The organism is Arthrobacter sp. TJ-266, from assembly GCF_058269115.1.
On record NZ_JBZCNC010000002.1, the window covers coordinates 312,955 to 337,853 of the forward strand.

The 24,899-nt window shown below is 69.0% G+C and carries 20 protein-coding genes; 13 read left to right on the top strand and 7 right to left on the bottom strand.

Annotated features, from left to right (window positions below):
• Positions 1-39 precede the first annotated feature (39 nt).
• Complete coding sequence (locus AC4D12_RS06260; RefSeq protein WP_490949045.1) at positions 40-714, top strand: ATP-dependent Clp protease proteolytic subunit; 675 nt, start codon at positions 40-42, stop codon at positions 712-714.
• A gap of 124 nt (positions 715-838) precedes the next feature.
• A complete protein-coding gene (clpX, locus tag AC4D12_RS06265; protein ID WP_490949046.1) occupies positions 839-2,131 on the top strand; it encodes an ATP-dependent Clp protease ATP-binding subunit ClpX in 1,293 nt (430 codons plus the stop codon).
• Positions 2,132-2,189: 58 nt separating this feature from the next.
• Here clpX and AC4D12_RS06270 read toward each other — a convergent pair whose 3' ends face one another.
• Positions 2,190-3,653 (bottom strand): glyceraldehyde-3-phosphate dehydrogenase, encoded by a 1,464-nt coding sequence (locus tag AC4D12_RS06270; RefSeq protein WP_490949047.1) that lies wholly within the window; start codon positions 3,651-3,653, stop codon positions 2,190-2,192.
• 246 nt (positions 3,654-3,899) lie between these two features.
• Between AC4D12_RS06270 and AC4D12_RS06275 the strand changes: the two genes are divergently transcribed.
• Positions 3,900-4,526, top strand: coding sequence for a mycothiol-dependent nitroreductase Rv2466c family protein (locus AC4D12_RS06275; protein ID WP_490949048.1), 627 nt, complete (start codon positions 3,900-3,902; stop codon positions 4,524-4,526).
• Positions 4,527-4,595: 69 nt separating this feature from the next.
• On the opposite strand, the gene valS is transcribed toward AC4D12_RS06275, so the two are convergent.
• Positions 4,596-7,226: a valine--tRNA ligase gene (gene valS, locus AC4D12_RS06280; RefSeq protein ID WP_490949049.1), complete on the bottom strand. Its 2,631-nt coding sequence runs from the start codon at positions 7,224-7,226 to the stop codon at positions 4,596-4,598.
• Between the two features lie 98 nt (positions 7,227-7,324).
• The gene (locus AC4D12_RS06285) at positions 7,325-7,966 is read right to left on the bottom strand and encodes a class I SAM-dependent methyltransferase (RefSeq protein WP_490949050.1); all 642 of its coding nucleotides are present in this window, start codon (positions 7,964-7,966) and stop codon (positions 7,325-7,327) included.
• 71 nt (positions 7,967-8,037) lie between these two features.
• Here AC4D12_RS06285 and AC4D12_RS06290 point away from each other — a divergent pair, with 71 nt between their 5' ends.
• The 4 genes from AC4D12_RS06290 (at position 8,038) to AC4D12_RS06305 (ending at position 10,694) form a co-directional block, all read left to right on the top strand.
• Complete coding sequence (locus tag AC4D12_RS06290; RefSeq protein ID WP_490949051.1) at positions 8,038-8,829, top strand: SDR family oxidoreductase; 792 nt, start codon at positions 8,038-8,040, stop codon at positions 8,827-8,829.
• A 34-nt stretch (positions 8,830-8,863) separates the two neighbouring features.
• Positions 8,864-9,856, top strand: a complete 993-nt coding sequence (locus AC4D12_RS06295) for a diacylglycerol/lipid kinase family protein (RefSeq protein WP_490949052.1) — start codon at positions 8,864-8,866, stop codon at positions 9,854-9,856.
• Positions 9,857-9,933: 77 nt separating this feature from the next.
• Positions 9,934-10,383 carry a hypothetical protein gene (locus AC4D12_RS06300; RefSeq protein WP_490949053.1) on the top strand — a complete coding sequence of 150 codons (450 nt, stop codon included), beginning with the start codon at positions 9,934-9,936 and terminating at the stop codon, positions 10,381-10,383.
• A complete protein-coding gene (locus tag AC4D12_RS06305; RefSeq protein WP_334210184.1) occupies positions 10,380-10,694 on the top strand; it encodes a winged helix-turn-helix domain-containing protein in 315 nt (104 codons plus the stop codon). Before AC4D12_RS06300 ends, AC4D12_RS06305 begins: the two co-directional genes overlap by 4 nt.
• 4 nt (positions 10,695-10,698) lie before the next feature.
• Here the strand turns inward: AC4D12_RS06305 and AC4D12_RS06310 are convergent, their stop codons facing one another.
• A complete protein-coding gene (locus tag AC4D12_RS06310) occupies positions 10,699-12,027 on the bottom strand; it encodes a cytochrome P450 (RefSeq protein WP_490949054.1) in 1,329 nt (442 codons plus the stop codon).
• A gap of 216 nt (positions 12,028-12,243) precedes the next feature.
• Positions 12,244-12,438 (bottom strand): hypothetical protein, encoded by a 195-nt coding sequence (locus tag AC4D12_RS06315; RefSeq protein ID WP_490949055.1) that lies wholly within the window; start codon positions 12,436-12,438, stop codon positions 12,244-12,246.
• Between AC4D12_RS06315 and ileS the strand changes: the two genes are divergently transcribed.
• The 6 genes from ileS to AC4D12_RS06345 all read left to right on the top strand — a co-directional run bounded on the left by ileS (position 12,437) and on the right by AC4D12_RS06345 (position 21,451).
• Positions 12,437-15,733 (top strand): isoleucine--tRNA ligase, encoded by a 3,297-nt coding sequence (gene ileS / locus AC4D12_RS06320; RefSeq protein ID WP_490949056.1) that lies wholly within the window; start codon positions 12,437-12,439, stop codon positions 15,731-15,733. The genes AC4D12_RS06315 and ileS overlap by 2 nt on opposite strands.
• A 73-nt stretch (positions 15,734-15,806) precedes the next feature.
• Complete coding sequence (locus tag AC4D12_RS06325; protein WP_490949500.1) at positions 15,807-17,210, top strand: bifunctional folylpolyglutamate synthase/dihydrofolate synthase; 1,404 nt, start codon at positions 15,807-15,809, stop codon at positions 17,208-17,210.
• Between the two features lie 9 nt (positions 17,211-17,219).
• The gene (locus AC4D12_RS06330) at positions 17,220-17,663 is read left to right on the top strand and encodes a DUF4233 domain-containing protein (RefSeq protein WP_490949057.1); all 444 of its coding nucleotides are present in this window, start codon (positions 17,220-17,222) and stop codon (positions 17,661-17,663) included.
• 82 nt (positions 17,664-17,745) lie between these two features.
• Positions 17,746-18,162, top strand: coding sequence for a nucleoside-diphosphate kinase (gene ndk / locus AC4D12_RS06335; RefSeq protein ID WP_490949058.1), 417 nt, complete (start codon positions 17,746-17,748; stop codon positions 18,160-18,162).
• Between the two features lie 72 nt (positions 18,163-18,234).
• A complete protein-coding gene (locus tag AC4D12_RS06340) occupies positions 18,235-19,200 on the top strand; it encodes an aldo/keto reductase (protein WP_490949059.1) in 966 nt (321 codons plus the stop codon).
• A gap of 214 nt (positions 19,201-19,414) precedes the next feature.
• Complete coding sequence (locus AC4D12_RS06345) at positions 19,415-21,451, top strand: putative bifunctional diguanylate cyclase/phosphodiesterase (protein WP_490949060.1); 2,037 nt, start codon at positions 19,415-19,417, stop codon at positions 21,449-21,451.
• 37 nt (positions 21,452-21,488) lie between these two features.
• On the opposite strand, the gene AC4D12_RS06350 is transcribed toward AC4D12_RS06345, so the two are convergent.
• Positions 21,489-23,636 (bottom strand): 3-hydroxyacyl-CoA dehydrogenase NAD-binding domain-containing protein, encoded by a 2,148-nt coding sequence (locus AC4D12_RS06350; RefSeq protein WP_490949061.1) that lies wholly within the window; start codon positions 23,634-23,636, stop codon positions 21,489-21,491.
• On the bottom strand, positions 23,633-24,883 hold the full coding sequence (locus AC4D12_RS06355; RefSeq protein WP_490949062.1) for a thiolase family protein: 1,251 nt from the start codon (positions 24,881-24,883) through the stop codon (positions 23,633-23,635). The genes AC4D12_RS06350 and AC4D12_RS06355 overlap by 4 nt, the downstream gene beginning before the upstream one ends.
• Between the last annotated feature and the right edge of the window lie 16 nt (positions 24,884-24,899).

The following is a 24,899-nucleotide window of genomic DNA, read 5'->3' on the forward strand; positions in this document are numbered from 1 at the left end:
GCAGCTTCTCTATCGACCAGTCGTCCCACAGGAGACACCATGAATCACGAGTTCCACGCAGCCGCGGGTTCCACGGCGAACAACCTTCCCACCAGCCGCTACATCCTTCCCCAGTTCGAGGAGCGCACGCCCTACGGCTTCAAGCGCCAGGACCCGTACACCAAGCTGTTCGAGGACCGCATCATCTTCCTCGGCACCCAGGTGGACGACGCCTCCGCAGATGACGTCATGGCTCAGCTGCTCGTCCTCGAGTCGACCGATCCGGAGCGCGACATCACGCTCTACATCAACTCGCCGGGTGGATCCTTCACGGCCATGACGGCCATCTACGACACCATGCAGTTCATCCGCCCCGAAGTGCAGACCGTGTGCCTCGGCCAGGCCGCCAGCGCGGCGGCGGTCCTGCTCGCCGCGGGTGCGCCGGGCAAGCGCCTGGCGCTGCCGAACGCCCGTGTCCTGATCCACCAGCCCGCGCTCTCCGGCGGTCAGGGTGGTCAGGCCTCGGACCTCGAGATCCAGGCCAACGAGGTCATGCGCATGCGCACCTGGCTCGAGGACACGCTGGCCCTGCACTCGGGCCGCGAGTCGTCGCAGGTCAGCCTCGACATCGAGCGCGACAAGATCCTCACCGCCGCCGACGCCGTGGCCTACGGCCTGGTCGACGAGGTGCTGAACTCGCGCAAGATCTCCCCGCCGAAGATCAACACGCCGTAGGGGTCGAGCCCGACCGACATGCCCGTGGTGCCGCTCGGCACCACGGGCATTTTGATACTGGCCACGCGGGGCAGGTGGCCTAGAGTAGATGTAGCAATCGCGTAATACCTAAGGGGATTGATCCATGGCTCGCATCGGTGAGAGCACTGATCTGCTCAAGTGCTCCTTCTGCGGGAAGAGCCAGAAGCAGGTTCGCAAGTTGATTGCCGGTCCCGGTGTCTACATCTGCGACGAGTGCATCGACCTGTGCAACGAGATCATCGAGGAGGAACTCTCCGAGGTCGCTGATCTCGGGACGTTCGAACTCCCGAAGCCCCGTGAGATCTTCGACTTCCTCCAGGAGTACGTCGTGGGTCAGGAGCCGGCGAAGCGCTCGCTCGCGGTCGCCGTCTACAACCACTACAAGCGTATCCAGTCGGGTCACGGCCCGCGCACGTCCGGGACCCTGGCCGATGCCGCGGAGTCCGAGGACGTCGAGATCGCGAAGTCGAACATCCTCCTCATCGGGCCCACGGGGTGCGGTAAGACCTACCTCGCCCAGACCCTGGCGCGTCGGCTGAACGTACCGTTCGCCGTCGCGGATGCCACGGCGCTCACGGAGGCCGGCTACGTCGGCGAGGACGTCGAGAACATCCTGCTCAAGCTCATCCAGGCCGCGGACTACGACGTCAAGAAGGCCGAGCAGGGCATCATCTACATCGACGAGATCGACAAGATCTCCCGCAAGAGCGAGAACCCGTCGATCACGCGTGACGTCTCCGGTGAGGGAGTGCAGCAGGCGCTCCTGAAGATCCTCGAGGGAACGGTGGCGTCCGTGCCGCCGCAGGGCGGACGGAAGCACCCTCACCAGGAGTTCATCCAGATCGACACCACGAACGTCCTGTTCATCGTTGCAGGCGCTTTCGCGGGTCTCGAGGAGATCATCGGGTCCCGTGCGGGGCGGAAGGGCATCGGGTTCGGTGCGCCGCTCAGCTCGCTCAAGAACGAGGAGGTGAGCTACGGCGACGTGATGCCGGAGGACCTGCTGAAGTTCGGTCTCATCCCGGAGTTCATCGGTCGTCTGCCCGTGATCACCACCGTGACGCATCTGGACCGGGCCGCGCTCATGCAGATCCTCACGGAACCCAAGAACGCGCTGATGAAGCAGTACCAGAAGATGTTCATGATCGACGGCGTGGAGCTCGAGTTCGAGCCCCGGGCCCTCGAGGCGATCGCGGACCTCGCGCTCGAGCGCGGCACGGGCGCCCGCGGCCTCCGGGCCATCATGGAGGAAGTACTCCTCCCGGTGATGTTCGACCTCCCGAGCCGCGAGGACGTCGCCACCGTGGTGATCACGGACGACGTCGTGGCGAAGCGCGCCGAACCGACGCTCATCTCGCACGAAGTGGTTGCCAAGCGCCGGACGAAGTCCGCCTGACACGCTGCAGGACGATGGCCCGGCCGGAAGGCCGGGCCATTTTCATGCCCCGTGCGGATCAGCCGATCGCGTCCGTCGTCGCCGGCGGGTAGGACGGCGGGTGGACCGCCGCCATCTCCTCCATGACCCGGACCACCTGGCAGCTGTACCCGAACTCGTTGTCGTACCAGACGTACAGCACCAGGTGCAGGCCGTCGGCGATGGTCGCGAGCCCGTCCACGATCCCTGCGCGGCGGGAGCCGACGAAGTCGGTCGAGACGACCTCCGGGCTGTCGATGTAGTCCACCTGCTTGCGCATGTCCGAGTGCAGCGAGATCTCCCGGAGGTAGGTGTTGACCTCCTCCTTCGTGGTCGCCGTGTCCAGCGTGAGGTTGAGGATCGCGATCGAGACGTCCGGCGTCGGGACGCGGATGGAACTGCCGGTGAGCTTGCCGGCCAGCTCCGGGAGGGCCTTCGCGACGGCCGTCGCGGCACCCGTCTCGGTGAGCACCATGTTCAGGGCAGCCGAGCGCCCGCGCCGGTCGCCGCGATGGAAGTTGTCGATCAGGTTCTGGTCGTTGGTGAAGGAGTGCACGGTCTCCACGTGGCCGTGGACGACACCGAAGCGGTCGTTGATCGCCTTCAGGACGGGCGTGATGGCGTTGGTGGTGCACGAGGCGGCCGTGATGATGCGGTCCTCGGCGTCGATGGAGCGGTGGTTGATGCCGTGCACGATGTTCTTCAGGGCGCCCTTGCCCGGGGCGGTCAGCAGCACCTTCGCGACGCCGGGGCTCTGCAGGTGGCGCGACAGGCCTTCCTCGTCACGCCAGCGGCCGGTGTTGTCCACCACGAGGGCGTCGTGGATGCCGTAGGAGGTGTAGTCCACGGTGGCGGGATCATCCGAGTAGATGACCTGGATGCGGATGCCGTTCGCCGTGATCGTGTTCGACTCCTCGTCCACCCGGATGGTCCCCTCGAAGGGGCCGTGGACGGAGTCGCGGCGGAGCAGGCTCGCGCGCTTGGCGAGGTCGTTGTCGGAACCCCTGCGCACCACGACCGCCCGCAGGCGCAGGCCGTGCCCACCGCCCGCCTTCTCGATGAGCAGCCGGGCCACCAGGCGCCCGATGCGCCCGAATCCGTACAGCACTACATCGGTGCTGCTGCGCGGGTCGCGGCCGCCCTGTCCCACGATGTCCGCGAGCTCCTCGCGGAGGAAGTCCTCGAGGCTGCGGCCGTCCGCCGCGCGATCGTAGGCGAGGCGCAAGCGCCCGATGTCGATGGCGGCGGCTCCGAGGTCCAGCTCGTTCAGGATCCGCAGCATGGGGGCGGTGTCTTCGAGGCGGAGCTCCTCGGTGGTGATACGACGGGCGAAGCGGTGCGCCTTGAGGATGTTCATGGTCGACTTGTTGATGAGGCTGCGCCCGTGGATGCTGGTCACCACGTTGTTGGTGCGGTACAGGCGCCCGATCAGCGGGATCATGCCCTCCGCGAGCTCCTCGCGTTCGAGCCAGTGCTCGTGTGTCTCGGTCCCATGGTGCTGCACGGCGGCGCCCCTTCCAGCGCCTCGTGGGCGCTCTGTCGGTCAGCCGGGCATGACGCAGGATGCGCCAGGCGTCATCGGCTGGTCGTGTGCTCCCATTACATCGTGTCGTCGAGCCGCGGACCAATCCGAGTCCCCGCTCGGAGCCGACGGGAATCGCGGCGCGACGTGATCGGACGGAATAGGACCGCGATGTGACGGGTTGCACGGGGAAGTCACCCCGACCGTCCCACGAAGAAGGAGCACCGTATGAGCGAGTCCACCGCCGCACGTCCGACCGAGAAGGCCGATTTCTGGTTCGACCCCCTGTGCCCCTTCGCGTGGATCACCTCGCGCTGGATCGGCGAGGTGGAGCAGGTCCGCAACATCACCGTGGACTGGCATGTCATGAGCCTGTCCGTCCTCAACGAGGGCCGCGACCTGCCCGAGGAGTACCAGGCGGTCATGCAGAAGGGCTGGGGCCCGGTCCGCGTCATCATCGCGGCGAGTGAGCTCCACGGGTCCGACGTGATCAAGAAGCTGTACGACGCCATGGGCACGCGGATCCACGTCCGTCAGAACAAGGACTTCGACGTCGTCATCCGCGAGTCCCTCGAGGAGGTGGGGCTGCCCGCCGAGCTCGCCGCCCACGCGCACTCGGACGAGTACGACACCCAGCTGCGCGCCTCGCACCAGGACGGCATCGACCGTGTCGGCGACGAGGTGGGCACGCCTGTCGTCGCCTTCAACGGCACGGCGTTCTTCGGGCCGGTCCTGACGAGGATCCCGCGCGGCGAGGAGGCGGGTCGTATCTTCGATGGCGCCGTCCTGCTGGCCGAGTTCCCCGACTTCTTCGAGCTGAAGCGTTCGAGGACCAAGAGCCCGTCCTTCGACTGAGCCCTGCCCGCTGACAGCGAAGGGACCCGCCGGCTGGCGGGTCCCTTCGTCGTTCATGGATCGATTCGGTTATTCCACGGGCTGCGGCACCAGGTCCACCGCCGACACCGCCAGCGGGCCCTCGCCCTCGTCGAGGCGGAGGTCGCGGGTGTTCCCGGCGGCGAGGAGGTCGGCGAGACCTGCGCGGAGCTGCGCCACCTGTGCGGGGGAGGCAGTGACGACGGCGGTCCTCACCTCGGTCCGCTGCTTGACCTTCGCCTCCGACTTCGCCTTCCGGATCCCTCCCAGAGCCAGCGCCACCGAGGTCAGGACCTCGGGGTCGGCCGCGCCGGACAGCGCCGCCAACCCGTCCGACGTCGGCCACGCGGCCTGGTGCACGGAATCCTCGCGCCACCAGCTCCAGACCTCCTCGGTCGCGAACGGGAGGAACGGTGCGAAGAGGCGCAGGAGGGCGTCGAGCGTCATCGCGAGCGTGGTCTGCACGGACTCGGTGCCGGCGTCGTCCGCGGCCCCGTAGGCGCGGTCCTTCACGAGCTCCACGTAGTCGTCCGTGAACGTCCAGAAGAAGGATTCCGTGAGCTGCAGGGCGCGCGCGTAGTCGTACTTCTCGAACGCGGCGGTGGCCTGCTCGGTGACCGTGCGGAGCTGCGCGAGGAGTGACAGGTCGAGGGCATCGGCGACGCGGTCGAGCGACCCCTCACCGATCGATGCCTCCGTGACGCCGAGGTTCAGCACGAACTTCGACGCGTTGAGGAGCTTGATCGCGAGCCGGCGCCCGATCTTCATCTGGTTGACCTCGTACGCGGTGTCCGCGCCGAGCTTCGCCGAGGCCGCCCAGTAGCGGACGGCGTCCGCCCCGAACTGCTCGAGGACGTCCGTGGGGACCACCACGTTGCCCTTCGACTTCGACATCTTCTTGCGGTCCGGATCGAGGATCCAGCCCGAGAGCGCGGCGTGCTTCCACGGAATCGAGTCCTGGAGCGCATCGGCGCGGACCGCGGTGGAGAACAGCCAGGTGCGGATGATGTCGTGGCCCTGGGGGCGGAGGTCGAACGGGAAGACCTTGCCGAACAGGTCCTCGTCCCGCGCCCAGCCGCCCACGATCTGCGGGGTCAGGGACGAGGTGGCCCACGTGTCGAGCACGTCGGCGTCGCCGATGAACCCGCCGGGCTGGTTGCGTGAGGACTCCTCGAAGCCGGGCGCCGGATCGGCCGCGGGGTCCACCGGGAGGGTCTCGAGGGCGGGGACGATCGGCGTGTCGTACTCGGGCTCGCCGTCGGCGTCGAGCCGGTACCAGACCGGCACGGGCACACCGAAGAACCGCTGCCGGGAGACGAGCCAGTCGCCGTTGAGGCCCTCGATCCAGTTCTCGTAGCGCGAGCGCATGAAGGCGGGGTGGAACTGGATCTCGCGGCCGCGCTCGATCAGCGCCTGCCGCTTGCCGGCGTCGCGCCCGCCGTTGCGGATGTACCACTGGCGGCTCGTGACCACCTCGAGGGGCTTGTCGCCCTTCTCGTAGAAGTTGACCGGGTGCATGATCTTCTTCGGTTCGCCGTCGAGGTCGCCGCTCTCGCGGAGCAGCGTGACGACGGCCTCCTTGGCACTGAAGATGGTCTTGCCCGCGAGCTGCGCGTAGTTCTCGCGTGCTCGATCCGTGGCGATCCACTCCGGGTTCTCCGAGCGGAGGCGTCCGTCGCGGCCCACGACCGCGCGGGTGGGCAGCTGCAACTCGCGCCACCAGATGACGTCGGTGAGGTCGCCGAACGTGCAGATCATCGCGATCCCGCTGCCCTTGTCCGGCTTCGCGAGCGGGTGCGCCATGACCTCGACCTCGACGTCGAACAGCGGCGAGTGCACTGTGGCGCCGAACAGCGGCTTGTAGCGCTCGTCGTCGGGGTGCGCCACGAGGGCCACGCAGGCGGGCAGGAGCTCGGGCCGCGTGGTCTCGATATGGACGAGGCGGCCGTCCGCTCCGTGGAACGCGATGCGGTGGTAGGCGCCGGGCTGCTCGCGGTCCTCGAGCTCTGCCTGGGCGACGGCGGTCCTGAAGGTGACGTCCCACAGCGTGGGGGCCTCGGCGAGGTACGCGTCACCGGCGGCGAGGTTCTCGAGGAAGGCGCGCTGCGAGACGGCGCGTGAGGTGTCGTCGATGGTGCGGTAGGTCAGGTCCCAGTCGACGGAGAGCCCGAGCGTGCTGAAGAGGTTCTCGAAGACCCTCTCGTCCTCGACCGCGAGCTCCTCGCAGAGCTCGATGAAGTTCTTGCGTGAGACGGCGTCGAAATCGCGCTGGTTCTTGGCGGGCTCCGCCGGGGGCCGGTAGTCGGCGTCGTAGGGGACCGAGGGATCGCAGCGGACACCGTAGTAGTTCTGCACGCGGCGCTCGGTGGGCAGGCCGTTGTCGTCCCAGCCCATCGGGTAGAAGACGTTGGCACCCTGCATGCGCTTGAAGCGGGCCATCACGTCGGTCTGCGTGTAGGAGAACATGTGCCCCACGTGGAGCGAGCCGGAGGCCGTGGGCGGGGGAGTGTCGATCGAGTACACCTGCTCGCGTGTGGTGTCGCGGTCGAAGGTGTAGGTCCCGTGCTCACGCCACTGCCGTGAGAGCCGGTCCTCGAGGCCCTCGAGAGCCGGCTTGTCGGGAACGGAGACGGGACGGGAGGAGGGTGAGGGCGTGTCTGTGCCCTGGAAGGTGTCAGCCATGGCTCCATTGTTCCCTACGCCGGAGGTGGGGGAGTGTTCCGTGCGGAACGCGGAGGACGTGCACCGACGACGCCGTCAGCTCGCCGGGAGGGCAGGCCTCAGGGACGCCGTCCGGCCCGGATCTGCAGATGTCCGCCCCGGGCGGAGGAGGACAGCACGTCGGTGCACTCCTGCTCGACGGCGTCCCACGGGTGGGCGGAGATGTCGGCCCCGCCGAGCCGGCAGGCCAGGCGGGCGGCCGGTAGCGCCCAGCGGTAGGGCGCGTCGGGGTCCTTCATGTCGACGACGCCCACGGTCCCACCGGGCGCCGTCAGTTCCAGCATCGCGTCCCACGCAGCCCGCCACGGCGTCATGAGCGAGAGCGTGTAGGTGGCGAGGGCGGCGTCGCACCGTGTACGCCCACCGCGGTCCCTGATGAGCTGCCGAACCTCGGCACCATCCAGCGCCGTGGCGTCCGCCTCGATCAGGACCACGTTGTGCCAGCCCTGGCGGTCGGCGCGACGCCGGGCCCGCAGCAGCATCTGAGGGCTGCGGTCGATGCCGATGATCAGCCCGTCCCGCCCGACGTCACGTTGGATCAGCGGGAAGTTCAGGCCGGTGCCGCATCCGAGGTCGAGGACCTGCTGGCCGGGACGGAGCCCGAGGGCTGCCACCCCGCGCAGCCGCCCGGCGCGGTACACGGGATACTCACCCGACACGAGGTCGTAGAACGGTGCGATCCCGGCGTACCTGTCCGTCATGGTCCCCAGCCTAGGCGAGGGCAGGAGTGAGGATCCTGCCCGTCCGGTGCGCCTGTGGCTACAGTGGCCCCATGAGCCAGACGCACCCCCTCGGAGCCCCTGCCCACCCCGCACCCGAGCGGCTGCGCGCCGTCGTGACCGGCGCGAGTTCCGGTATCGGTGCCGCCACCGTCCGCGCCCTCCGCCGTAGCGGCTGGGACGTCGTCGCCGCGGCCCGTCGGATGGACAGGCTGCAGGCGCTCGCCGAGGAGACCGGGGCCACGCCCATGGTGCTCGACGTGACGGACCAGTCATCGGTCGACACCTTCGTGGCGGAGGTCGTGGCGGCAAGACCCGTGCACGCGCTGGTGAACAATGCCGGGGGCGCGTTCGGCGCTGACCGAGTCGCCGACGGCGTCACCGCCGACTGGCAGTGGATGTACGACGTCAACGTGGTCGGATCGCTGCGCATGACCCGGGCGCTGCTGCCGGCGCTGCGGGGCGGTGGCCAGGGCAGCGTGCTGTTCCTGACCTCGACGGCCGCCATGGCCGCCTACGAGGGCGGGGCGGGGTACTGCGGCGTCAAGGCGGCGCAGCAGTCCATGGCGCGGTCCCTCCGGCTCGAGGAGGCGGAGCACAACATCCGCGTGATCGAGGTGTCCCCGGGCATGGTGCGAACCGAGGAGTTCTCGCTCAATCGCCTGGGCGGTGACAAGGGGGCCGCCGACAAGGTGTACGAGGGTGTCGAGTACCCGCTGACCGCGGATGACGTCGCCGAGGCCGTCGCGTTCACGCTCAACGCCCCGCACCACATGAACATCGACCAGTTGGTGCTCCGGCCGCTCGCGCAGGCGGCCAACCACAAGGTCCTTCGCTCGAGCTGACGTGCGCGTCCGCCGATCGCGACGGGCAGCCGGCATGTCCGTCCCAGCCGGCACAGCCGCCCCAGACGTCCCAGCCGCCGGCGGCCCGGCCGAGCCCGGTGCTTCCCGCGCGTCCCCTTCCGAGGCACTGCTCGCCCCCGGTCGGCGGGCCCTCCTGCTCGTCAACCCGTCGGCCGGCCGCGGACGAGCAGCGCGCCTGGGTCCGGCCGCCGAGCGCGCGCTGCGTCGTCCGGGCGTCGACGTCTCGGTCGTCGTCACGCACTCACTCGATGAGGCACAGGAGCGGGCCGGGGCCGCTCCCGCCGGGAGCCTCGTCGCCGCCCTCGGCGGTGACGGTTTCCTCGGCGCCGCCGCTGCGGGGGCCCACCGGTCCGGAGCCGTGCTCCTGCCCTTGGCGGGGGGACGGGGCAACGACACCGTGAGGCGCCTCGGGCTGCCCCTGAGCCCGGTACGGGCGATCGGGCAGGTGCTGGACTACGGAGTCATCGACATCGACCTCGGCATGGTCGACGGGCGCGTGTTCCTCGGCGTGGCCCATGTGGGACTCGACGCCCTCGCGAACGAGTACGGGAACTCGGCCCGTGTGGGTCTCGGCCCCTTCGTCTACCTGTACGGCGGGCTGAAGGCGCTCCGCGCGTGGCGGGACGTGACCTTCACCCTCGACGTCGACGGCGATGTGCGCTCCTTCCCGGGTTGGGCCGTCGCCGTGGGGAACACGGGTCAGTACGGCGGCGGGCTGCGGATCTGTCCCGACGCGAGGGTCGACGACGGTCTGCTCGACGTCGTCGCGCTCGGGGAGTCCTCCGCTGCGCGCGTCGTGGCGACCTTCCTGCGCGCCTACCGGGGCGCCCATCTCGGCGTCGGCACCGTGCACGCCTCACGCGCGCGGCGCGTCGCCCTCGCCGCCGACAGGCCCTTGAACGTCTACGCGGACGGCGAGCTGGTCGGTCCGCTACCGGCCGTGGTGACGCTGCTGCCGAAGGCGCTGAAGGTCCTCCTACCCGTAGGTTCCGCCGCGCTGCGATAACTCTGAGAAAGTACTTGCCAAAGTGGAAAGTAGTTGCAAGAGTGGAGGCACCGGTTCCTCCTACGAAAGGCTTCCCCATGAGCGAGACGACGAACACCAGCGGACTCGGTGCGAGCGAGGCGCGCGCACTGCTCGACCAGGCGGATCAGGTCGGTGCCAGTGTGCGGTCCGGCGCGGGCTGGCCGCAGATCGCGACGTTGCTCGGACTCGGTGCAGTCTCCTCCGTCGGTGTCATCGCCCTGACCCTCGCCGCGCGGGTACCCGGCACGCCGATGGTCCTGCCGATCGTCGCGATGATGGCGTGGATCATCATCTTCTCCACGATGGGCCTGGTGTTCGGCCGGACCAGCAAGCGGGGCTTCGGAGCGCGCTGGGGGCTGTACATCGGCGCGTGGGCCGTGCTCTGGACCGTCGCGATGCTCGTCGGCGGAACCTACTTCCAGGGCGACCTCTGGTTCGCCGGGGTCATGGCGGCGCTGCTCACGGTCACGACGACGGCGGGTGCCTGGTACGAGGCACGGCGATGAGTGCGCAGGACACCCCGGCCCACCCCCGCCACCAGCTCGACGACACGCTGGGCCATCCGGTGAGGTTCTCCCTGATGGCTGCCCTCGCGCAGACCGATGAGATCGACTTCGCCACCCTGAGGGACCACCTGCAGGTCTCCGACTCCGTCCTCAGCAAGCAGGTGACCGCCCTCGAGGCGGTCGGCTACGTGAGGGTCCGCAAGGGCTTCATCGGCAAGCGTCCGCGGACCTGGCTCAAGCCGACGAAGGAGGGCGGGACGGCGTGGCGCAGCCACCTGGCCGCGCTGCGCGAGATCGCCGGGGACTTCTGAGCGGTCAGGGTCTCGGCGACACGGCCAGCGTCACGCCGTAGTTGTCCATGGTGCCGGGTAGCGGAGCGTCGGGATGGAGCGGCTGCCCCTTCTCGATGGTGAAGTCGTGGCCGTCAACGAGCGCGGCGAGAGCAGCACTCGTCACGAGTAGCACCAACTGCTTCCCCGGACAGACGACCGGCCCGCCGCTGAACGGGACCAGCGGCCAGCCGTCGTCCTCGTTCGTCATCCACCGCTCCGGCGCCCATGCATGGGCGGCCCGCAGCGAGCGGTCGTCCCGGTGGAAGTAGGGCGCGTAGAGCAGGACGCCGCAGTCGGCGGGCATCGTCCCGTGGGGCCACTCCACCGGACGGGTCGTCTGACGCAGGATCATCGGGGTGGTGGGCCAGAGCCGCAGCGCTTCGAGGATCGATGCGCGGAGGTAGGGCAGGAAGCGGCCGCCCGACGTGTCGGCGTCGAGTTCGGCCCGCGCGGTGGCCATCGCCTCCGGGTGCGTGGCGAGCACGGTCAGGGCGCGGAAGGTCGCCATGCCCGCGGGGTCGAAGGCGAAGAGCCACTGCGGCACCTGGTTCGCGGGCTCGACGCCGTCGGCCTTCGGGGCGGCCGCCATGACGGCGGCGAGGCTCCCCGGCTCCGCGTGAGCGAGCTCCTCGGCGATCCTGTGCAGGAACCGGGCGCGCGTCCTGGAGCGCACCGGCTTCAGGAAGGCCCAGTTGCCGTCCTTCCGCAGCCGGATCACCATCGCGGTGAGTTCCTTGTCGTCCCGCGCATGGTCGCCGAAGACCACGCGCCGCACCACGCGGTACCACGCGTCGAGGAAGTCGCCCCAGGGCAGCGCTCCCGTGTGCGAGGCATCCGCGAGGAGCTGCTGCATCTCCTCCTCCACCACCGGCAGGAAACGGTCCGCGAGGTGGTGCACGGGGTGGTCGGTGTCGAGGACCTGTTCCTGCAGGGCGCGCCGGACCGTCCTGACGGGCCCACGGCTGATCAGGACGTTGTGGGGCTGGAAGTGCGAGAGCGCGGCCTTCTTCTCGCTACTGGTCGGCGAGAAGGGTTCCGGCGACTGGTCCAGCACGGTGTTCGCGTCCCCGGGCGCGAGCACGATCGCCTGTTTCCGCACCGGCAGCTTCAGCATCAGCGGCCCCTCCGGGTACTTCGCGTGCACCTTCTTCACGATGCCGACGGCCTTCGTGTCGAGTTCGAGGCGTGCCACGAGTCCGACCGCCCACGGGCGCCGGATGATCGGCCCCTTCGCGATGGTCGGCAGCATGACCCCCAGGAGGAGGCGGGCGGTGTCCAGCGACGAGGCGGTGGGAAGAGTCGAGGTCTGCATGCTCCCCACCCTTCCGCGTGGATGCCGCCACCACAACGGCACGCCCGGCCACCTCCCCGCGCCCCGGGCGGACGCCCGATGTGCAACCGGCACTTTTCGACAACCGTTTCGGGGCGGGGATAGACTGCAGGCACCAGCGTGGACCCGGCCATCACCGGTGAGCTTCCGGAAGAACGTCCGTCCCGGCGGACCAGTAGAACCGGACGGGGAGGCCCGTCACAGCCTGCGAACGAGCGGCAGCCCCGCCCCGACCGCGACGAGCGGTACGGCGGCGACGGCGGCAAGTGAGGTGGTACCGCGGGTCCAGGACCTCCGCGACCGGACAGGCAACCGGTCGGGGTGGAACAGGTACCCGTCCTCACGGCAGGACTCCTGCACCACCCACGCCGCCGCACACAGGATGAGAACCATGCCGCAGATCTACCCCCGAGCCACGTCCGACGACGCCGCGACGCCGTCACAGGGCGCCACCGCCTCCCCCCGCTTCCCCGAGCTCGAGGAGCGCGTGCTCCGCTACTGGCAGCAGGACGGCACCTTCCAGGCCTCCATCGACCAGCGGGACGCCGGCACGGACGGCTCCAACGAGTTCGTCTTCTACGACGGCCCCCCGTTCGCCAACGGCCTCCCGCACTACGGTCACCTCCTCACCGGATACGCCAAGGACCTCGTGGGGCGCTACCAGACCCAGCGCGGCCGCCGCGTGGAGCGCCGCTTCGGGTGGGACACCCACGGGCTGCCCGCCGAACTCGAGGCGATGAAGCAGCTGGGGATGACCGACAAGCAGCAGATCGTCGCCATGGGCATCGACGCCTTCAACGACGCCGCACGCGCCTCCGTCATGAAGTACGCGGGGGAGTGGCGGGACTACGTGACCCGCCAGGCACGCTGGGTGGACTTCGACAACGACTACAAGACGCTGAACCCCGAGTACATGGAGTCCGTCCTCTGGGCGTTCAAGACGCTCCACGAGAAGGGCCTCACCTACAACGGCTACCGCGTGCTGCCGTACTGCTGGAACGACGAGACCCCGCTGTCCAACCACGAGCTGCGCATGGACGAGGACGTCTACCAGGACCGTCAGGACCAGACCGTCACCGTGACCTTCCCGCTCCTCGCGGGCGAATCAGCCCTGTCGCAGCAGCTCGCCGGCGTCCAGGCGCTCGCCTGGACCACCACGCCGTGGACCCTGCCCACCAACGCGGCGCTCGCCGTCGGGCCCCACATCACCTACGCCGTCGTCGAGGGCGAGCGTGACTCGGTGAGCGAGCGGTACCTGATCGCCGAGAACCTGCTCGGGAACTACGCCAAGGACCTCGGGTTCGCCGACGCTGCCGCGGCACGGGACGCCGTCGTCTCCCGCCACCCCGGCAGCGAGCTGGAAGGGCTCACCTACGAGCCCCTCTGGGACTACCTCGCCGATCCGGAGGAGGGCGGCTACCGCAACGCCTTCCGGATCCTCGTGGCGGACTACGTCACGACGACGGACGGCACCGGGCTGGTGCACCAGGCGCCCGCCTACGGCGAGGAGGACCAGAAGGTCTGCGAGGACGCCGGCATCCAGGTGATCCTCTCCGTCGACGAGGGCGCGAAGTTCCTGCCCGTGTTCGGCCGCGGACCGCTGGCCGAGATCGTGGGCCTGCAGGTCTTCGAGGCCAACAGGATCATCACGCGCGTCCTGAAGTCCGAGGGCCGTCTTGTCCGCCAGGCCAGCTACGTGCACAGCTACCCGCACTGCTGGCGCTGCCGCAACCCGCTGATCTACCGCGCCGTGTCCTCCTGGTACGTCGAGGTGACGAAGATCCGGGACCGCATGGTCGAGCTCAACCAGGACATCACCTGGATCCCCGGCAACGTCAAGGACGGCCAGTTCGGCACCTGGCTCTCGAACGCACGCGACTGGTCCATCAGCCGCAACCGTTTCTGGGGCAGCCCCATCCCGGTGTGGCAGTCGGACGACCCCGAGTACCCGCGCACCGACGTGTACGGCTCGCTGGCCGAGCTGAAGGCCGACTTCGGCCGCCTGCCGGTGAACAAGCAGGGCGAAGTGGACCTCCACCGCCCCTTCATCGACGAGCTCACGCGCCCCAACCCGGACGACCCCACGGGCCGGTCCACCATGCGCCGCGTCGAGGACGTCCTGGACGTCTGGTTCGACTCCGGTTCCATGCCCTACGGCCAGGTGCACTACCCGTTCGAGAACGAGCAGTGGTTCGACACCCACAATCCCGCTGATTTCATCGTCGAGTACATCGGGCAGACACGCGGCTGGTTCTACATGCTGCACATCCTGTCCACGGCGCTCTTCGACCGGCCGGCGTTCCGCAACGTCATCAGCCACGGGATCGTGCTCGGCTCGGACGGGCAGAAGATGTCCAAGAGCCTCCGCAACTACCCGGACGTGTCCGAGGTGTTCGATCGCGACGGCTCCGACGCCATGCGCTGGTTCCTCATGGCCTCGCCGATCCTCCGCGGCGGGAACCTCGTGGTCACCGAGCAGGGTATCCGTGACGGCGTACGCCAGGTCATCCTGCCCCTGTGGAACGTCTGGCACTTCTTCGGCCTGTACACCAACGCGGCGAACGGCGGGCAGGGGTACGAGGCGAAGACGGTCACGGCCGAGGCCGCGGCACAGCTCCCCGAACCGATCGACCGCTACATCCTCGCCAACACGGGCAACCTGGTGCGTGACCTCACGGTGTCCTTGGACGCCTTCACCATCAGCGACGCCTGCGAATCGCTGCGCCGCTACCTGGACACGCTCACCAACTGGTACGTCCGGCGGAGCCGCCAGCGGTTCTTCGAGGAGGACACGGACGCGTTCGACGTCCTCTACACGTGCCTCGAGGCCGTCTGCCGCGTCGCCGCACCGCTGCTGCCGCTCGTGACCGAGGAGATCTGGCGCGGCCTGACCGGCGGCCGATCGGTGCACCTCACCGACTGGCCGGACACGTCGTCGTTCCCGGCAGCCCCCGAGCTCGTGGAGCAGATGGACCGCACCCGCCAGGTGTGCTCGGTCGGATCGAGCCTGCGGAAGGCCGCGAACCTGCGGGTGCGCCTGCCGCTGCGCGAGCTCACCGTCGTCGCGCCCGGTGTCGAGGGCCTCGCGGGCCAGTTCCAGGCGATCATCGCCGACGAGCTGAACCTGAAGGGCGTGCGCCTCGTGGACTCGGCCGATGCCGAGCCCGCCGAGTTCGGCATCTCCCAGCGGCTCGTGGTCAACGCACGCGCCGCCGGTCCGCGCCTCGGGAAGACCGTGCAGGCCGCCATCAAGGCCGCCAAGTCGGGGGACTGGCGGGTCGACGACGACGGCGGCGTGACCGCGGGCGGCCTCGCCCTCGAGCCGCACGAGTACACGCTCGATACCGTGGTGGAGGGCAACGACGCCGCGTCGAAGGCCGTGACCGTCCTGCCGGGCGGCGGCTTCCTGGTGCTCGACACCGAGGTCACCCCCGAGCTCGCGGCCGAAGGAACGGCCAGGGACGCGATCCGTGCGATCCAGCAGGCCCGCCGGGACGCCGATCTCGACATCAGCGACCGCATCGTCACGCACGTCGTCGCCACGCCCGACCAGGCTGCCGCCCTCGATGCGAACACCGGTCTCATCAACGCCGAGACGCTGACGGTGGAGCTCTCCATCGAGGCCGTCGAGGGAACCGACAGGGACTTCAGCATCACCGTCCGGAAGCAGGAGCAGCAGCATGGATGACAGGAACGACCACGAGGACACGGACGACATGGACGGCACCGAGGACATGGACGGCATGGACGACACCGGAACCATGGACGGGGCCGCAGGGAGCGATTCCGAGCCCGAGTCGTCGTACGTCCCCCGCGTGGACCCCTTCGCCGTCGAGAGCGTCTACGCCGAGCTGCTGAGCCGCGCGCCGGAGCACCGGATGGAGCCGCGCATGGCGCCGCTGCGCCGCGTCATGGAGATCCTCGGGGAGCCCAACAGGGCGTTCCCGATCATCCACATCACCGGGACCAACGGCAAGACGTCCACGGCGCGCATGATCGAGAGCATCCTGCTGGCGCACGACCTCCGGACCGGGCGCTTCACCAGCCCGCACCTCTCCAAGGTCACCGAACGCATCAGCATCGACGGCGAGCCGGTCACCGACGCGACCTTCGTGCGGGTCTGGGACGAGATCAAGCCCTACCTCGACATCGTCGACGGCGAGCTGCTCGTGGCCGGCGAACCGCGCCTGACCTACTTCGAGTGCCTGACCATCCTCGCCTTCGCGATCTTCGCCGACGAGCCGATCGACGTCGGGGTCATCGAGGTGGGACTGGGCGGCATCACCGACGCCACGAACGTCGGGGACGGGCAGGTCGCCGTCGTCACGCCCATCAGCCTCGACCACACGGAGCTGCTCGGCGACACCGTCGAGGACATCGCCCTCGAGAAGGCGGGGATCATCAAGCCGGGCGCCTTCCTGGTCAGCGCCATCCAGCCCCGTGACGCCGCGCAGGTGTTGCTCGAGCGCGCGCGTGAGGTCGGTGCCGAGTTCCGCTTCGAAGGTGTCGAGTTCGGCGTCGAGTCGCGGACGGTCGCCGTCGGCGGGCAGGTCGTGTCGCTGACGGGCCTCGCCGGCCGGTACGGGGAGCTGCTCGTGCCGCTGCACGGCGAGCATCAGGCGGAGAACGCGGCCCTCGCCGTGGCCGCCGTCGAGGCGTTCCTCGGGGGCGGGGAGCGGGAGCTGGACACGACGCTCGTCCGTAACGGACTGCGCGCCGTGACCTCGCCCGGCCGCCTGGAAGTGGTGCGCACAGCCCCGAGCATCATCGTCGACGCCGCCCACAACCCTGCCGGGGCCCGCGCCGCCGCGCGCGGCATCTCCGAGGCCTTCGACTTCACGCGGCTCGTCCTCGTGGTCGGCGCCCTGCAGGACAAGGACGCCGCGGGCATGCTCGCCGAGCTGCACGAGGAACTCGGCGGCATCCTGTCCGACGTCTGCCTGACGCAGTCCACCTCGCCGCGGTCCGTCCCCGCCGCCGATCTCCTGCAGGCCGCCCTGTCCGCGGGCTTCGCGGAGGAGAACATCACCATCCTCCCCGGACTCGACGACGCGCTCGAGTGGGCGGTCATGAAGGCCGAGGAGAACAATGACCTCGCGGGCGGCATCCTCGTCACGGGCTCCATCACGGTGGTCGGGGAAGCCCGCACGCTCCTAGGGAAGTAGGCGGTCACGATGGCACGCAAGGAACGACGCCTCACGAAGGCGCAGCGTGAGTGGAGGCCGGGGATGCCGAAGAAGCGCCGGTCCACGAAGGTGATGTTCGCCTCCACGGTCCTGCTGCTCGAAGCGTTCGTCGTCTTCTTCGCCACCCTGACCGTGTTCGGTCTGCGGCGGGACGAGATCGACCCCGCCCTCATCCTCACGTGCGGTCTCGTGCTGAGCGTGGTGCTGGTCCTCACCTGCGCCGTCGTCACCAAGCCCTGGGGGATCGGCCTCGGGTGGGTGCTGCAGCTCGTGATCATCGCCGGCGGGTTCCTCGAACCGGCCATGTTCGTCGTCGGGCTCGCATTCGCGATCACCTGGTTCTACGGCATCCGGCAGGGCATGCGCGTGGACCGCGAGAACGTGGAGCGGGACCGCCTGCAGGCGGAGTGGGAGAAGGCGAACCCCGAGTAGCGGCGGTTTAGTAGAGTCGGAGGCGAGACCACCCGTCACGATCACGCGCCGCCCACGGCGGCGCCCACCCCAGGAGCACCCCATGAGCGTTGAGCGCACCCTTGTCCTCGTCAAGCCCGACGGCGTGTCCCGCGGCCTGACCGGCACCATCCTGTCGCGCATCGAGGCGAAGGGCTACACCCTCGCCGAGCTGCAGCGGGTGCACGCCACCCGCGAGGTGCTGGAGCAGCACTACGCTGAGCACGTGGGCAAGCCGTTCTTCGAGCCGCTCGTCGAGTTCATGCTCAGCGGACCGATCGTCGCCGCGGTCTTCGAGGGCCAGCGCGTCATCGAGGGATTCCGCTCGCTCGCGGGAACCACGGAGCCGACGACGGCGGCACCCGGCACCATCCGCGGGGACTTCGGCCGCGACTGGGGCGTCACGGTGCAGCAGAACCTGGTGCACGGTTCCGACTCGGCCGAGTCGGCTGAGCGCGAGATCGGCATCTGGTTCGTCTGATCGCGCCACCCGTTCGCTGCTTCTTCCTGCCAGCCGTGTGCCCCGGGCAACTGTTTTGGTAGGGTCAGGCGCATGATGACCTACCGCAGACTGGGCGCTTCCGGCCTCAGCGTCTCCACCGTCGGGCTCGGCTGCAACAACCTCGGCCGGGCCGGCACCACCTCCGAGTCCCAGGAGGGCACCGACGCCGTCGTCCACGCGGCCCTCGACGCCGGGATCACCCTCTTCGACGTGGCCGACATGTACGGCAAGGCTCCGGGTGTCAGTGAGACGCAGTTGGGCGCCGCGCTCGGTGCCCGACGCGAGGACGTGGTCCTGGCCACGAAGTTCGGTCTGGACATGGGTGGCGTCAACGGCCCCGACTGGAACGCCCGGGGGTCGCGGCGCTACATCGTCCGGGCCGCCGAGGCATCCCTCCGGCGTCTGGGCACCGACTGGATCGACCTGTACCAGTACCACGCCCCCGATGCCCTGACGCCCATCGAGGAGACGCTCGCTGCCCTGGACGACCTCGTCACGAGCGGCAAGGTGCGGTACCTCGGGCACTCGAACTTCGCGGGCTGGCAGATCGCCGAGGCGGAGTTCACTGCCCGTAGCGGCGGGTACACCCCGTTCATCTCGGCACAGAACCCCTACAGCCTGCTCGACCGGCGGCTCGAGCGCGAGGTGGTGCCCGCCGTCGAGGCCTACGGCCTCGGCGTGCTGCCCTACTTCCCGCTCGCGAACGGCCTCCTCACGGGCAAGTACCGGCGTGACGAGGTTCCCGCCGGGAGCCGCCTGACGCACTCACGGCAGAACGTGCTGGAGACCGCCGACTGGGACCAGCTGGAGGCCTACTCGGCGTTCGCTGCCGAGCGAGGCGTCTCGGAAGTTCAGGTGGCGTTCTCCTGGCTCGCGGCCCAGCCGTCGGTCGGGTCCGTGATCGCCGGAGCGACGACGCCGGAGCAGGTCCGGCAGAATGCCGCTGCCGCGGAGTGGGTACCCACCGACGAGGACCTCGCCGAGCTCGACCGGATCTTCCCGCAACCCGCCGCGTAGGAACGCGCGCATCGGGCGCCGACACTGCGCTTGAGTGATGCTGACCGGTGATGTTGCGCAGGAACTGTGCAGGATTGAGCGGTACCAGCGGCTGGAGGGTGTCCACTTCGTACAGCGGGAACATCTTCCTTGTAGTCTCGGCCACAGGCCAGCACAGACGCTGCGTCCGTCACAGTGCTCGACGCCCATGGTGGGATGTCGACGGAGGGGAACGATGAACTCGTCGACGGAAGAGGAGTTCCTTGATGGCCGGCACGACGCCGGGGAACAGGTGGCCGACGACGTCATCAGGGCGGCCATGCTGGCCGCTGCGGACGTCGCGCTGATCACCGACGCCGATCAGTGGATCACGTACGTCTCGCCCTCGTTCACGGCCATGACCGGCTACGAACAGGTGGACCTGCTCGGAATGAACTGTCAGGTCCTGCAGGGACCGGGCACCGATCCTGGGACGCGACGTCAGATGCGGGAGACCATCGCCTCCGGTGGGGTCTTCGAGGGGCAGGTGCTGAACTACCGGAAGGACGGTTCGGCGCTCTGGACCGCCCTGAAGATCATTCCGGTGCGGGCCGGCGCAGATCACTCGATCACGCACTATGTCAGCGTTCAGCGCGACATCACCAATAAGGTCGCCGACGTGCAGCAGCTACGGAACCAGGCTCTGCATGATCACATGACAGGTCTGCCGAACCGGATCACCGCTGAACAGGCCATCGATGACGCCATGAGAGTCGCCACCAGCCGATCGGAGACCGCAGCGATCTGCTTGATCGACCTCGATGACTTCCGTCTGGTCAACAACAGCCACGGGCATGCGGCCGGTGATGCAGTGTTGCAGCAATGGTCCACACGCGTGCTTGCCCGCCTACGGGACGGCGACGTCCTGGCCAGGATGGGCGGTGACGAGTTCATCCTCATCCTCAGGGATATCGACCGGGGAACAGCGCACCACAATCTACGGGAGCTGCTCGCCCCGATTCACGAGGCGGTGGAGAAACCCTTCAGGGTGGAGGACCAGGAGCTCCGGATCGGGATGAGCATGGGTATCGCATTGGTGCCGGTGGGTGGGATCGCGACCCGCTCCATCCTTCGATCCGCTGATGAGGCTCTCTACAGGGCGAAGGGACGACACGGCCAGGACGGCGACTCATGGTGGGAGGTTGCCGACGAGGGCGAGCACGGCGATGTGCCGGCCGGGCCGGTGGAACGCATCGGCGTCCTGTCGGGTGCTGACTCCCGCGGGCTGCACCGTGCAGGTGAATCCTGGGACACCCTGACCCCCCTGAAGACCGTGGTCCATTACCAGCCCCTCGTCAATCTTCGCGATGGGTCCGTGGAGTTGTTCGAGGCCTTGGCTCGGCTCGAGCTACCCAGCGGCCGGTTGGTCGCTCCTGACGAGTTCCTCCCGCACCTCGGGGTGGCGGAGCTTCACGGATTGTTCGAGGATGTCCTGGAGCAGGCCTTGAGCTTCATCGCCCACTGGGACCGACCTGGTGTCCGGCCCAATGTGGCGGTGAACCTGCCGCCGGAACTCCTGAAGGACCCCACTGTGCCTGCGCTCGTCGAACAGTTGCTCCTGAAGCACGGCATCGAGCCGGGCGGACTCGGCCTCGAGCTCCTGGAGTCGACGAGCATGGGGTTGGAGGCACAACGCTCGGCCCTGCAGGACCTCGCAGGACTCGGCGTCCGTCTCGCCATGGACGATCTCGGGTCCGGATACAGCAGCCTGCAGCGCTTGTCATCCTTTCCCTTCAGTGCGATCAAGCTCGACCGCGGACTGTTCGAGCACGTGGGTGATCGCCCACTGGAGACGCTCAGCGTCATGGCGACCCTCCTGCAGATGGGCAGGGACCTGGGGATGACGGTCGTCATCGAAGGACTCGAGGACCAGTCGATCACGGAAGCGGCGATCATCCTCGGGGCGCCGCTCGGGCAGGGATACTACCTCGCCAAGCCGATGGCTCCTGCGGACTGCCTGGAGTGGTTTGACTCGTTCGAACTGGTACTCCACCGATCCCCGATCCAGACCTTCCTCGGAGCTCTCGCCTATCACTGGCAGTTCTCCCGACTGGCTGCCCCGCACCCTCTCGACCCCGAGATGTGCCCGCTCACCCGCTTCCTCGCGGTCAATGACGCGCCAGCCGAGGTGAAGACCCTGCATGAGCGCGAACACTCCACACCTGGCAGGCACCATGCGTCGAGTCGCCTGCTCACGCGCTGGTTCACGGACCACCTCCGGACCCGCTCCTGAAAGAAGCACTGCGCGGACCGGAGCGCCGTCAGGGACGCTACTCGGGGAGCACAACGCCTCGATCCCGGTGGAACGTCGATCCGTTGACCCGCTCGGAGGCGCCCACCCGATCGAGGTACGGCGTGATGCCACCGAGGTGCATGGGCCAGCCCGCGCCCATGATCATGCACAGGTCGATGTCCTCGGGGGCCGCGACGACACCCTCGGCGAGCATGCGCCCGATCTCGTCGGCGAGGGCGTCCTGCGTCCGGCGCAGAACCTGGTCCGCGGAGGACGGCGAGTCACCGCGCTGCATGAGCGCGAGAGTTGCGTCGGACACGATCTCCGAGCCGTCCGCCTGCTTCTCCCACAAACCCTTCACGCCGGCGTCGATGAGTTTCTGCTGGTTCTCCGAGACGTGGAACCTCTCGCCGAAGGCTGCGTGCAGCGATTCCTGGACGTGCTGGCCCACGGGCAGCCCCACGAGGGCGAGCAACCTGAAGGGTGTCATCGGCAGGCCCATGGGACGGAGCGCGTTGTCGGCCGTCTCCGCGTCCGTCCCCTCGTCGAACACGGCGGTGATCTCACCGAACATGCGGCCGAGGATCCGGTTGACCACGAAGGCGGGGGCGTCCTGCACGAGCACCGCGTTCTTCTTGAGCCCCTTGGCGAGCACGAAGGCCGTGGCGAGGACGGCGTCGTCCGTCCTCGGTGCTCGCACCACCTCGAGCAGGGGCATCGCGGCCACGGGGTTGAAGAAGTGGAAGCCCACCACGCGTTCCGGGTGACGCAGGTCGGCGGCCATCTCGGCCACGGACAACGAGGAGGTGTTCGTCGCGAGGATGCACTCGTCGGAGACGACGGCCTCGACCTCTGCGAAGACCTGCTTCTTGACCGACAGCTCCTCGAACACGGCCTCGATCACGAAGTCTGCGTCCGCGAAGACGTCCTTGGACACGGACCCGGTGACGAGGGCCTTCGTCCGGTTCGCGGCGTCCTGCGTGAGCCGTTTCCGGCCGAGCATCTTCTCGATCTCCGCGTGCACGTACGCCACGCCCTTGTCCACGCGGGTCTGGTCGATGTCCGTCATCACGACGGGCACCTTCAGCTGCCGGGCGAACAGTAGGGCGAGCTGGCTCGCCATGAGTCCGGCGCCCACCACCCCGACCTTCGACACGGGCCGCGCGAGCTTCTTGTCCGGCGCTCCGGCCGGTCGCTTCCCGCGCTTCTGTACGAGGTCGAGGAACGCGTACACCGTGGCGTGGAACTCGGGCGTCTGCATGAGCTCGGCCAGGGCCGTGCATTCCGCTGCCGCCGATTCCTTCTGGGTGAGCGTCAACCCGGCCTCGAGGAGGTCGAGCACGCGCGATGGCGCGGGGGCGGCGTTCGAGGTCTTCGCCGCGACGAACGCTCGTCCCGCAGCGACGGCACCTCTCCAGGCGTCGTCGTCGTACGCTCCGGTGGACGCGCGGCGCTCGGCGACGGCGTCCGCTGCGGCCGGGTCCCGGAGGATCCTCGCTGCCCACAGCAGTGACTGCTCGAGGTAGTCGGCGGGCTCGAACAGGGCGTCCGCGATGCCGAGCCGGTACGCGGCCGAGCCGTCGAGGCTGCGGTTGTTGCTGAGCGGGTTCTCGATCATCACCTTCACGGCGTTGGCGGGGCCGATCAGGCGCGGAAGCCGGTAGACGCCACCCCAGCCGGGTACGAGGCCGATGAACGCCTCGGGCAGACCGATGCCGTTCGCGCCCGTGGAGACCGTGCGGTAGGTCGCCGCGAGGGCGATCTCCAGGCCGCCACCGAGCGCCACGCCGTTGATGAACGCGAAGCTGGGCACGCCCATGTCCGCGAGCAGGTCGTAGGCCTCGTGGCCGAGTTCCGCCATGAGCCGGCCGAGGTGTTCCGACTTCACACTCTTGACGGTGCTGAGGTCGGCGCCGGCGACGAGGAAGTAGGGCTTGCCGGTCACCGCGACGGCGGCGATCTCGCCGCGCGCCGCGCGTTCCTTGAGGCCCTCGAGGGTGCGGCCGAACTCGATCAGCGTGGTGGGCCCGAGGGTGGTGGGCTTCGCGTGGTCGAGGTCGTTGTCGAGGGTGATCAGCGCGAGGACACCGGCGTCCTGCGGCAGATCGATGTCCTGGACGTAGGAGTGGGTGACGATCTCGGTCGGCACCAACGCCGCCAGTTCGTCGTAGCGTTCGAAGCTCATGCTGCGTCCTGTCCGTAGTGCTCGTGGTGGGGGTTCTCCCAGATGACGGTGGCACCCATGCCGAGGCCGATGCACATGGTGGTCATGCCGTAGCGCACCGCCGGGTCCTCCTCGAACTGTCGGGCGAGCTGGTTCATGAGACGGACCCCGGAGGACGCCAGCGGGTGCCCGACGGCGATCGCGCCGCCGTAGCGGTTGACGCGGGGATCCTCGTCCTCGATGCCGAAGTGGTCGAGGAAGCTCAGCACCTGCACGGCGAAGGCCTCGTTGATCTCGAACAGTCCGATGTCCTCGATGCCCAGCCCTGCCTGTCGCAGTGCCTTCTCGGTCGCGGGAACGGGTCCGATGCCCATGACCTCGGGTTCGACGCCGGCGAAGGCGTACGCGACGAGGCGCATGCGGGCGGGCAGGCCGAGTTCGACGGCGGCATCGGCCGAGGCGAGGAGCGCGGCGGTCGCGCCGTCGTTCAGTCCGGCGGCGTTGCCCGCCGTGACCCGGCCGTGGGCGCGGAAGGGCGTGCGCAGTGACGCCAGGTCCTCCAGCGTGGTGCCGGGTCGGGGCGGCTCGTCGACGGTGTTGAGGGTCCAGCCGGCGCCCGGCTTCCTGCCCGAGACCGGGACGAGGTCCGGCTGGATCTGTCCGGCCGCGTAGGCAGCGGCGAGCTTCTGCTGACTGCGGACGGCGTACGCGTCGGTGCGGTCCTTCGTGATCGCGGGGAAGCGGTCGTGCAGGTTCTCCGCGGTGTTGCCCATGTTCAGCGCAGCGGGGTCCACGATCCGCTCGGACATGAAGCGCGGGTTGGGGTCGGCACCGGAGCCCATGGGGTGGTTCCCCATGTGCTCCACTCCTCCCGCGATGACGACGTCGTACGCCCCGAACGCGATGCCCGAGGCCGTCGTGGTCACCGCGGTCATGGCGCCCGCGCACATGCGGTCGATGGCGAAGCCGGGGACCGTCCGGGGGAGGCCCGCGAGGAGGGCGGCCGTGCGACCGATCGTGAGCCCCTGGTCGCCGGTCTGGGTCGTGGCGGCGATCGCCACGTCGTCGATGCGCTCGGGGGGCAGCGTGGGGTTGCGGCGGAGGAGGTCGCGGATGCACTTGACCACGAGGTCGTCGGCGCGCAGCCCGGCATAGATGCCCTTCTCGCCGGCCTTGCCGAACGGAGTGCGGACTCCGTCGACGAAGACGACGTCACGGACGGCTCGTGACGCACTGCGGGTTGACGCGGTGCCGGTCGGTTGGCTCACGGGTGTGCTCCTCTTC